At 74.8% G+C, this 8,746-nt stretch carries 12 protein-coding genes; 8 read left to right on the plus strand and 4 right to left on the minus strand.

Annotated features, from left to right (window positions below; translation table 11 throughout):
- The first annotated feature begins 34 nt into the window (after positions 1 to 34).
- From ACWFNE_RS13320 to ACWFNE_RS13345, 6 genes are all read left to right on the plus strand, one after another.
- Positions 35 to 1,033 (plus strand): TIGR03557 family F420-dependent LLM class oxidoreductase, encoded by a 999-nt coding sequence (locus ACWFNE_RS13320; RefSeq protein WP_452122913.1) that lies wholly within the window; start codon positions 35 to 37, stop codon positions 1,031 to 1,033.
- Positions 1,034 to 1,036: 3 nt separating this feature from the next.
- Positions 1,037 to 1,408 (plus strand): hypothetical protein, encoded by a 372-nt coding sequence (locus ACWFNE_RS13325; RefSeq protein WP_412870515.1) that lies wholly within the window; start codon positions 1,037 to 1,039, stop codon positions 1,406 to 1,408.
- A gap of 57 nt (positions 1,409 to 1,465) precedes the next feature.
- On the plus strand, positions 1,466 to 1,831 hold the full coding sequence (locus ACWFNE_RS13330; RefSeq protein WP_452122914.1) for a VOC family protein: 366 nt from the start codon (positions 1,466 to 1,468) through the stop codon (positions 1,829 to 1,831).
- 187 nt (positions 1,832 to 2,018) lie between these two features.
- Complete coding sequence (locus tag ACWFNE_RS13335) at positions 2,019 to 2,192, plus strand: DUF1272 domain-containing protein (protein WP_452122915.1); 174 nt, start codon at positions 2,019 to 2,021, stop codon at positions 2,190 to 2,192.
- Positions 2,193 to 2,287: 95 nt separating this feature from the next.
- Positions 2,288 to 2,887 (plus strand): endonuclease V, encoded by a 600-nt coding sequence (locus ACWFNE_RS13340; protein ID WP_452122916.1) that lies wholly within the window; start codon positions 2,288 to 2,290, stop codon positions 2,885 to 2,887.
- Positions 2,884 to 3,387: a GNAT family N-acetyltransferase gene (locus ACWFNE_RS13345; RefSeq protein WP_452122917.1), complete on the plus strand. Its 504-nt coding sequence runs from the start codon at positions 2,884 to 2,886 to the stop codon at positions 3,385 to 3,387. The genes ACWFNE_RS13340 and ACWFNE_RS13345 overlap by 4 nt, the downstream gene beginning before the upstream one ends.
- A 20-nt stretch (positions 3,388 to 3,407) precedes the next feature.
- Here ACWFNE_RS13345 and ACWFNE_RS13350 read toward each other — a convergent pair whose 3' ends face one another.
- Positions 3,408 to 4,184, minus strand: a complete 777-nt coding sequence (locus ACWFNE_RS13350; RefSeq protein WP_452122918.1) for an isocitrate lyase/PEP mutase family protein — start codon at positions 4,182 to 4,184, stop codon at positions 3,408 to 3,410.
- 80 nt (positions 4,185 to 4,264) lie between these two features.
- Here ACWFNE_RS13350 and ACWFNE_RS13355 point away from each other — a divergent pair, with 80 nt between their 5' ends.
- On the plus strand, positions 4,265 to 5,701 hold the full coding sequence (locus tag ACWFNE_RS13355) for an amino acid permease (protein WP_452122919.1): 1,437 nt from the start codon (positions 4,265 to 4,267) through the stop codon (positions 5,699 to 5,701).
- Here ACWFNE_RS13355 and ACWFNE_RS13360 read toward each other — a convergent pair.
- The 3 genes from ACWFNE_RS13360 to ACWFNE_RS13370 all read right to left on the minus strand — a co-directional run bounded on the left by ACWFNE_RS13360 (position 5,698) and on the right by ACWFNE_RS13370 (position 7,547).
- The gene (locus tag ACWFNE_RS13360; protein WP_452122920.1) at positions 5,698 to 6,294 is read right to left on the minus strand and encodes a hypothetical protein; all 597 of its coding nucleotides are present in this window, start codon (positions 6,292 to 6,294) and stop codon (positions 5,698 to 5,700) included. The two genes, ACWFNE_RS13355 and ACWFNE_RS13360, sit on opposite strands and share 4 nt — an antisense overlap.
- Positions 6,295 to 6,513: 219 nt before the next feature.
- Positions 6,514 to 6,975 carry a hypothetical protein gene (locus tag ACWFNE_RS13365; RefSeq protein WP_452122921.1) on the minus strand — a complete coding sequence of 154 codons (462 nt, stop codon included), beginning with the start codon at positions 6,973 to 6,975 and terminating at the stop codon, positions 6,514 to 6,516.
- Positions 6,976 to 7,106: 131 nt separating this feature from the next.
- Entirely contained in the window at positions 7,107 to 7,547 is a 441-nt protein-coding gene (locus ACWFNE_RS13370) for a nitroreductase family deazaflavin-dependent oxidoreductase (RefSeq protein WP_452122922.1), read from the minus strand.
- Positions 7,548 to 7,736: 189 nt separating this feature from the next.
- On the opposite strand from ACWFNE_RS13370, the gene ACWFNE_RS13375 reads away from it, so the two are divergent.
- Positions 7,737 to 8,624: a hypothetical protein gene (locus ACWFNE_RS13375; RefSeq protein ID WP_452122923.1), complete on the plus strand. Its 888-nt coding sequence runs from the start codon at positions 7,737 to 7,739 to the stop codon at positions 8,622 to 8,624.
- Positions 8,625 to 8,746: the final 122 nt, after the last annotated feature.

The following is an 8,746-nucleotide window of genomic DNA, read 5'->3' on the forward strand; positions in this document are numbered from 1 at the left end:
GCGACCCTCCGGGGCCGGTGCGACGGTGGGACGCATGACGCGATTCGGGTACACCCTCATGACCGAGCAGGCCGGCCCCAAGGAGCTCGTGCGCTACGCCGTCGCGGCGGAGCGCCTCGGTTTCGACTTCGAGGTGTCGAGCGACCACTACTTCCCGTGGCTCGACGAGCAGGGTCACGCGTCGTACGCGTGGACGCTCCTCGGGGCCGTCGCGCAGGCGACCGAGACCGTCGACCTCATGACGTACGTGACGTGCCCGACCGTCCGGTACCACCCCGCGGTCGTCGCGCAGAAGGCCGCGACGCTCGCGGTGCTCTCCGACGAGCGGTTCACGCTCGGCCTCGGTGCGGGCGAGAACCTGAACGAGCACGTCGCCGGTGCGCGCTGGCCCGCGGTCGGGGAGCGCCACGACATGCTCGAGGAGGCCGTCGAGATCATCCGTGAGCTCCTCGCGGGCGAGCGCCTGACGTACGAGGGCGACCACTTCCGGGTCGATTCCGCGAAGATCTGGGACCTGCCCGAGCGGCCCGTGGAGATCGGCATCGCGATCTCGGGCGCGCAGTCGATCTCGCGGTTCGCGCCGCTCGCCGACCACCTCATCGCCGTCGAGCCCGACGCCGAGGCGTTCGACGCGTGGGACGAGGCGCACGGCCCTGTCGAGCCGGGCGAGCCGAAGCCGCGCAAGATCGGGCAGATCCCGATCAGCTGGGACACCGACGAGGACGCCGCCGTGACGCGCGCGCACCAGCAGTTCCGCTGGTTCGCGGGCGGCTGGAAGGTCAACGCCGACCTCCCGACCACCGAGGCGTTCGACGCCGCGAGCCAGTTCGTGCGGCCCGACGACGTCGCCGAGCAGATCCCCTGCGGCCCGGACCTCGACAAGATCGTCGAGGCCGTCTCCGCGTACTGGGAGGCCGGCTTCACCGACATCGCGCTCGTGCAGGTGGGCGACGAGAAGCAGCAGGAGTTCCTCGACACCGCCGCCGGGCCGCTGCTCGACCGCCTGCGCGCCGCGGCGCCGTCGGAGGGCTGACCCGTGGCCGTCACCGCGTTCGGGGACCTGCCCCTCGCCGACCGCGACCGGGAGTGGGACGGTGCCGCGGCCGAGAAGCGGGTGCGCGCGTGGGCGAAGGCCGACGACGAGCCCAACGAGCGGTACCGCGACGCGCACGTCTGGTACGACGCCGACGCGAAGGAGAACTTCGGCTCGTACAAGCTGCTCGTCGCGGACGTCGTCGGCGGGAGGCTCGTCGCGGTCCCGCGCGGGGTGTTCGCCGCGGCGGCCGTGATGCAGGGCTCGCGCGGCGGCGTCGACCTCCCGGCCAAGGACGTCGACCGTGTGAAGAGCCACCTCGCGAAGTACTACGCGAAGCTCGACGAGACGGCCCCCTGGGACCGCGACGACTGACCGACGGCCGGGCCCGGTGCACCGCCGGGCCCGGCCCCGATCCTTCGAGGAGGACCCGTGCGCGTGCACCGCATCATCCCCAACCTCCACGTGCCCGACGTCGGTGCGACCGCAGACTTCTACGCCGGCTTCCTGGGACTCAGCCACGAGGACCTGGGGCTGGGGTGGGTCACCCGGTACGTCGCGCCCGGGGAGGGCTCGACCGCCGGAGCGGAGGTCCAGGTCGTGACGCGCGACGCGGCGGCGCCGGAGGACGCGGTCGCGTCGGTGCTCGTGGACGACGTCGAGGCGGCGTACGACGACGCGCGGGCGCGGGGGTACGAGATCGTGCACCCGCTCACGACCGAGGCGTGGGGGGTGCGGCGGTTCTTCGTGCGGGCACCCGACGGGAACGTGCTGAACGTCGCGGCGCACCGGCGCTGACGCGCCTCCAGGGCCGCCGGGCGGGGCCGTGCCCGCAGTCGCGCGCCTGCTCCTGCGGCCGAGCCGGCGTCGGCGGAGGGTCGACGGTCCGTGGCCGTGCTGCTGCTGGTCAGGGACGTGCGCCGCGACCAGGCTGAGGCGCCGCGGCGCGCTGGGTGCCGAGGTCGGGCTGGAGGTGGACGCGGGCATGGAGATGCGACCGGCGTGCGAGCGCTGCGGGGCGGGGCTGGCGGCCGACTCCCGCGAGGCGACGGTCTGCAGCTTCGAGTGCACGTTCTGCCGCGCGTGCGCCGAGGAGCTCGCGGGGGTGTGCCCCAACTGCGGCGGCGAGCTCGTCCGGCGCCCGACGCGCACCGGCTGACGACGCACCGCGGGTCCGCGGGCCGGCGGTCACCACCGCGGGCACGCGGCGCGTCTCCCTTACCCTCGGTGGGATCGAACCGGTGGGAGGCCGTGATGACCCTCGACCCTGGTGCGCGCCTCGGGCGGTACGGCGTGTGCGACGTGCACTACCCCGACGCCGGCGGGGCGGTCGCCGCGCTCGTCGTGGCAGAGGACCCCGAGCTCTCGACGGTGCTGTCCGAGCACGTCGCGTTCGTCGAGCACGTCGCCCCCTACGAGCCGGGTGCGTTCTTCGAGCGCGAGCTGCCCGCGCTCCGGGCGGTGCTCGGGGGTGTCGACGCGCTCGACCTGCTCGTCGTCGACGGGTACGCCGACCTCGACCCCGAGGGTCGCCCGGGCCTCGGTGCGCACGTGCACGCCGAGCTCGGGGTCCCGGTCGTCGGGGTCGCCAAGACCCGGTTCCGCGCCGCGTCGCACGCGATCGAGGTGCCGCGCGGGACCGCGGCCCGGCCGTTGTACGTGACGGCCGCGGGGATGCCGGCGGAGCTCGCAGCCGCGCTGGTCTCCGCGATGGCGGGTCCGCACCGGATACCGGCGGCGCTGCGCCGCGTGGACGCGATCGCGCGTCGTCCCGAGCTCGCGCGTGACCGGCACCCCGTGCGCGACGCGGGATCGCCCGGCGGGGCCTCGACCGTCGAGGGGATCCCGACGTGAGGCCCGCCGCCGACGGTCGTCTCCCTGACGACCGGCGCACCGCCGAGCCCGTGCGCGGCGCCGAACCCGCTGTGGTCCGCCTCGCCGAGGCCCGTGACCTCGCGGCGGTGACCGCGCTCGTGCACGAGCTCGCCACCTCGTTCGCGCCCGACGCGGACCGGGTGGCCGAGGGTTTCGCGGACCTGCTCGCCGCGACGGCAGCGGGCGGCGCGCGCGGGCGGCTCACCGTGGCCGAGGTGACGGGTCACGTCGTCGGCTACTGCCTCGCCGCCACGCACACGACCCTGCACGCCAACGGCCCCGCGGTCTGGGTCGAGGAGCTGTGCGTCGACCGGTCCCGCCGCGGTCGCGGGATCGGGTCGGCCCTCATGGCGGACGTCGAGGCGTGGGCGGCCCGCCGCGGCGCGGTCGTCGTGGCGCTCGCGACGCGACGGGCCGGCGCGTTCTACGCGGGGCTCGGGTACGAGGAGTCGGCTGCGTACCTCCGGAAGGTGCTCTGACGCGGTCCGGCACCGGCTCGTCAGTTGAGCTTGCGCGTCCCCGCAGGCAGCGCGCCGCCGCCGTGCACCGCGGTCGTGAGGTCCGCGAGCGCGGTCAGGGCGACGTTCTGACTCCACGGCCCGTAGGAGACGCGCGCGACGCCGAGGCGCTGCAGCACGTCCAGGGGGAGCGACCCGGGCACGGCGATGACGTTGACCTTGCGCTCGCCGAGCGCCTCGACGAGCCGGGTCACGGTCGGCTCGTCGAGCAGCCCGGGGACGAACACGGTCGACGCGCCCGCGTCGAGGTAGGCCCGCCCGCGCTCGACCGCCGCGCTCAGCACCGTCTCCGGCTCCTGGTCGCCCGCGCGCAGGAACGCGTCGGTGCGCGCGTTCAGCACGAACGGCACGCCGGCCCGCTCGCCGGCAGCGACGGCGGCCTCCACGGCGCGGACCGCGTCCGGCAGCGGCTTCATCTGGTCCTCGAGGTTGGCGCCGACGACCCCGACGTCGATCGCGCGCGCGACCGTGCCGCCCGGGTCGCCGTACCCGGCCTCGAGGTCGGCGGTGACGGGGAGCTCCACCGCGCCCGCGATGCGCCCGACCGCCTCGATCATGAGGTCGCGCGGGATCCGCTCGCCGTCCTCGAACCCGTACGCGGCGGCGATCGAGTGGCTCGCGGTGGCGAGCGCCCGCGTGCCGGGGACGTCGGCGACGACGCGTGCCGTGATGACGTCCCAGACGTTCACGAGGAGCAGGAGCTCCGGGTCGGTGTGGAGGCGCTGGAGCTCGCGGGCCTTCTCGGCGGTGGAGGTCATCCGCTCAACGTAGCGGGACGTCGGAGCCGCAGGGACGCCCGTCCCGGGCGGGTGCCGCGTGGCGTCGTTAGCCTCGTGCGGTGAACGAGACCGCCCCGACGAGCGCCACCGCCCCCGCCGCCGAGCACCTCGGGACGGGCCTGCGGGTCCGGCACCTCACGATGATGGGGCTCGGCTCCGCGATCGGCGCCGGCCTGTTCGTCGGGACCGGTGCGGGCATCGCGATCGCCGGGCCCGCGATCCTCGTGTCGTACGCGGTCGCGGGTCTGCTCGTCGTGCTCGTCATGCGGATGCTCGCCGAGATGGCCGCCGCGATCCCGTCGAGCGGCTCGTTCTCGACGTACGCCGAGGTCGGCATCGGGCGGTGGGCCGGGTTCGTGATGGGCTGGCTGTACTGGGCGACGCTCGTCATGGTGCTGGGCGTCGAGATCACGGCGGCGTCGGGGATCGTCCACGGCTGGGCGCCCGCCCTGCCGCAGTGGCTCGTCGCGCTCGTGCTCGTCGCGGGGTTCGCCGTCGTCAACCTCGTCGGCGTCCGGAGCTTCGGGGAGTTCGAGTTCTGGTTCGCGGCGCTCAAGGTCGGCGTGATCGTGGTCTTCCTCGTCGTGGGGACCCTGCTCGCGCTCGGGCTGCTGCCCGGCACCGACCCGGTCGGCACGAGCAACCTGCTCGGCAACGGCGGCTTCGCGCCGCACGGCGTCGCGGGCGTCGCGTCCGGGCTGCTCGTGGTGCTCTTCGCGTTCGGCGGCATCGAGATCATCACGATCGCCGCCGCCGAGTCCGACGACCCGCAGCGTTCGATCGCCACCGCGGCCCGCAGCATCGTGTGGCGGATCCTGCTGTTCTACGTCGGCTCGGTCGCGGTCATGGTCCTGGTGCTGCCGTGGGACTCGCCCGCGCTCCGGGCCGGCGAGGGCGAGTCCGGCGACGGGCTCGGCGGCCCGTTCGTCGCGGTGCTCGACCTCGTGGGCGTCCCCGGGCTCGGGCGGATCATGGAGGTCGTCGTCGTGGTCGCGCTGCTCTCGGCGTTCAACGCCAACGTCTACGGCACCTCACGCATGGCGTTCTCGCTCGCGCAGCGCGGCGACGGCCCGGGCGGGCTCCTGCGGGTCTCGCGCCAGGGTGTGCCGTGGTCCGCGGTCGGGCTCTCCGTGGCGTGCGCGCTCGTCAGCATCGTCCTCAACTGGGCGCTGCCCGCGGGCCTGCTGGGGCTGCTGCTCGGCGCGGTGGGGTCCTCGCTCGTCGTGCTGTGGGTGCTCATCGCGGTCTCGCAGCTGCGCCTGCGCCGCCGGCTCGAGGCCGACGGGCGGCTCGGGGTGCGGATGTGGGGCTTCCCGTACCTGTCGTGGGCGACCCTCGGGCTTCTCGCGGGGTTCGTCGGGCTGATGCTCTCGGACGCGGAGGCCCGCGTGCAGCTCGCGTCGACGGCGGTACTGTGCCTCGTGCTGCTCGGGCTGTACGCGGTGCACGCCCGGCGGAGGCGGGGCGCCGCTGCGGTCGCCGCGTCCGACCGCTAGGAGAGCTCGCTCGCCGCGCGCATCTCGTCGGCGCACCGTGCGACCTCGGCGGCCTGCTCGACGCCGAGCTGGGCCCGCAGGTCCGCGGCGGCGGCGACGTATGGCTCGGCCTCCGCCTCGTCGCCGTAGCCGGCGAGCCACGCGTCACCGTCGAGCCCCTCGAGGAGCGTCGCGACCTCCGCGGTCGTCGCGAGCACCCGGATCGGCTCGCCCTCCGACCAGCTCAGGGCCGCCTGCTCGAACTTGCCGTCGAGCGACCAGGCGTTCTGCGTCCAGGGCTCCACGCTGTCCTCGACCATCTCGTACAGCGACATGCCGACGGCGGGCGCGTGCACCTCCGTCACGGCGAGAGCGATGGTCCCGTCACCGGCCGCGGCCTCGGTCACGGTGTCGGTCGTCGTGTCGGTCGCCGGGGACGGCGCGGGGGCGTCCGGCTGTCTCGCCGCGGCGGGCGACGCGGGCGGCGCGACGGTCTCCGCCGCACCCGGGCCCTGCGGCGGCGCGAGCGACGCGCACCCGGCGAGAGAGACCCCGACCGTCATCGCGAGCGCCGCGACCAGAGCTGTCGTGCGCGACGGCGTCGTGCCGGTCATCGGTACCCCCTCGATCCGAGGCGCACGCTAACGGCCCGCTGCACCGGCCGGACGCCGGAGGGCGCCTCGCGTCACCCGGTCGGCGCACCGATCTCACCCGCGACGAACCGCGGCGCCGCGCGCCGGAGTCCCTGCGGGGCAGCGCCGCGGGCGGCGTGCGCGGAGGCGTGGCGTGCCCGGTGGGCGAGCGCTCCGCCCGGCGAGCGCAGCCGGAGCCCGTCAGCCCGTCGTCGTCTCGACCGGGCGGGCCTCGTGGCCCTCGCGGCCGTGCGTACGGTTCGACTCCTTCATCTGCGCCTCGTAGACGTGGCGGCGGCCGTCCATCAGGCGGTCGCGGACCTCGCGCTCCCAGTGCCGGAACGTCGACCAGTAGCCCTCGTCGTAGTCCTCGACGACCTGGAACGTCCAGCGCCCGTTCAGCACGTTGCGCCCGACGAGGTCCGCGCGGATCTCGTCGGCCAGCTCGGGCTCCCCGGCGGCGGCGAGCTTGTCGAGCGCCTCGGCGAGCTCGATGTCGGCGCGGCCGGTGAGCCGGTGGAACGCGTACAGCATGCCGCGCGCGTGCTCGGTCACCTCGAGCGCGGCGGTCACACCGCCGACGGCCTCGACGAGGGCGTCGCTCGCGCCGTCGGGCACGCGGTGGTCGGTGTCGGGCGCATCACGGAGGTCGTCGTCGGTCATGCGTGCCATCGTCCGACGGCCGTGCGGAGCCCGCACCCGGAGCGGCGGCCGGTGCCCCTGCCCGCGGACCCGGCCGCGGACGACCGACGCCCCGCACCGGGCGGGTGCGAGGCGTCGGGTGCGGTCGGTGCTCAGTCCTCGATCGGGGTGAGGACGAAGACGGGGATCTCCCGGTCGGTCTTCGTCTGGTACTCGGCGTAGTCGGGCCACGCGGCGACCGACCGCTCCCACCACGCCGCGCGCTCGTCGCCCGTGGCCACGTGGGCGAGGTAGTCGCGCCGGACCGGGCCGTCCTGCAGCTCGACGTGCGGGTTCGTGACCAGGTTGTGGTACCAGACGGGGTGCTCGGGGGCGCCGCCCTTCGACGCGACGACGGCGTACTCGCCCTCGTGCTCGACCCGCATGAGCGGGGTCTTGCGCAGCTTGCCCGACGTCGCGCCGACCGAGGTCAGCAGGATGATCGGCTTGCCGCGCAGCGTGTTGGCCTTCGTCCCGCCGGAGGCCTCGAACTCCTCGGCCTGCTTGCGGGCCCAGTCGGACGGGCTCGGGGCGTACTCACCAGAGAGGGGCATGTCTGCGACAACGGGCGGGCCCCCGGGAGCATTCCCGGCACCGCCCGTCCGGTCGGCGGCGGGCCCGCGGCGGGCCCGCGGCGGTGGATGAAATTACCGGGGCATTCCCGGCGGTGGTCTACCGGATCCGGTGCGCGGTGGTGACGCTGGGCGCTCGACTCGGCTCAAGGGGGAACCGTGGGAAGTGGCATGCAGTGGGGGGTCCGGGGGATCGGGGCGGCGGCGCTCGGGATCCTGGGTGTGCTGGGGGCCGGCGTGCTCGCCGTCCCGGCGGCGGCGGAGGCCGGGCAGCCGGTGACGCTGTGCAGCGAGCTGTGGAACCAGCGGGAGTACGTCGTCGCCAACGTCGACGTGGTCGGCGACGTCCTCGTCGACGAGGGCGGGTGCACGATCATCCACTCGTCCGTCTCCGGGGACGTGATCGTCCCCGCGGGGCAGGCCGTCGACCTGAGCCGGACGGTCGTCGACGGCGACGTCCGGGTGGCCGGTGCGGCAGGGCTCTACGGGACGACCGTGTTCGGCACCGTCCGGCTGGAGGCGGCCGACACCGCGACCCTCCGCATCGACGTGCGGAGCACCGTGGGCGACGTCCGCGGGCTCGGCCGCGAGGTCACGACCGCCGGGGGCGCGCAGGTCACCGGCACGTACGACGTCACCGCGACCGAGATGCACCGCCTCCAGCACAGCGCCTTCCTGGGGCCGGTGACCGCCCGGGACGGCCGGTTGCTCACGCACGGCTCGACGTTCGCGGACCTGACGGCCGTCGGCTCCCGGGACGCGATCGTGTGCCGCACCTCCGTCGCCGGTGACCTCACCGTCACGGCGCTGTCCGACTACGCGCGCATCGGCCTCGAGGGTCGCGAGCAGTGCCGGACGACGATCGGCGGGTCGCTCGTCCTGCGCGACAACCCGCACAGCGTCGACCTCGGCGAGGTCGCGGTCACCCGCAACCTCGTGTGCGTGCGGAACACCGGGCCCCGGGTCGTCACCGGGACCGCCGCGTTCACCGACGGCTCGCGCGTCACCGTCGGGGGAGTGACCTACGGCGAGTGCACGTACGACTGGTCCTGGGTCTGACACCCCACGCCTGCCGAGCGGGACGTCGCACAAAGGGAAAGGGAGCTCCGGGGCGGGAAGGGGGTGTGGTTCGCTCTACAGAAGGACAGGACCCTACCCCACACGGAACCCCGTCCCCTCCA

The sequence above is a fragment of the Cellulomonas sp. NPDC055163 genome (assembly GCF_053607065.1).

What these genes read in the sequence shown, in the direction of transcription:
- ACWFNE_RS13340 (WP_452122916.1), top strand. Translation starts at nt 2,288, where the DNA reads ATGACCCTCGACCCTGGTGCGCGCCTCGGGCGGTACGGCGTGTGCGAC.
- ACWFNE_RS13375 (WP_452122923.1), top strand. Translation starts at nt 7,737, where the DNA reads ATGCAGTGGGGGGTCCGGGGGATCGGGGCGGCGGCGCTCGGGATCCTG.
- ACWFNE_RS13365 (WP_452122921.1), bottom strand. Translation starts at nt 6,975, where the DNA reads ATGACCGACGACGACCTCCGTGATGCGCCCGACACCGACCACCGCGTG.
- ACWFNE_RS13320 (WP_452122913.1), top strand. Translation starts at nt 35, where the DNA reads ATGACGCGATTCGGGTACACCCTCATGACCGAGCAGGCCGGCCCCAAG.
- ACWFNE_RS13350 (WP_452122918.1), bottom strand. Translation starts at nt 4,184, where the DNA reads ATGACCTCCACCGCCGAGAAGGCCCGCGAGCTCCAGCGCCTCCACACC.
- ACWFNE_RS13335 (WP_452122915.1), top strand. Translation starts at nt 2,019, where the DNA reads ATGGAGATGCGACCGGCGTGCGAGCGCTGCGGGGCGGGGCTGGCGGCC.
- ACWFNE_RS13370 (WP_452122922.1), bottom strand. Translation starts at nt 7,547, where the DNA reads ATGCCCCTCTCTGGTGAGTACGCCCCGAGCCCGTCCGACTGGGCCCGC.
- ACWFNE_RS13360 (WP_452122920.1), bottom strand. Translation starts at nt 6,294, where the DNA reads ATGACCGGCACGACGCCGTCGCGCACGACAGCTCTGGTCGCGGCGCTC.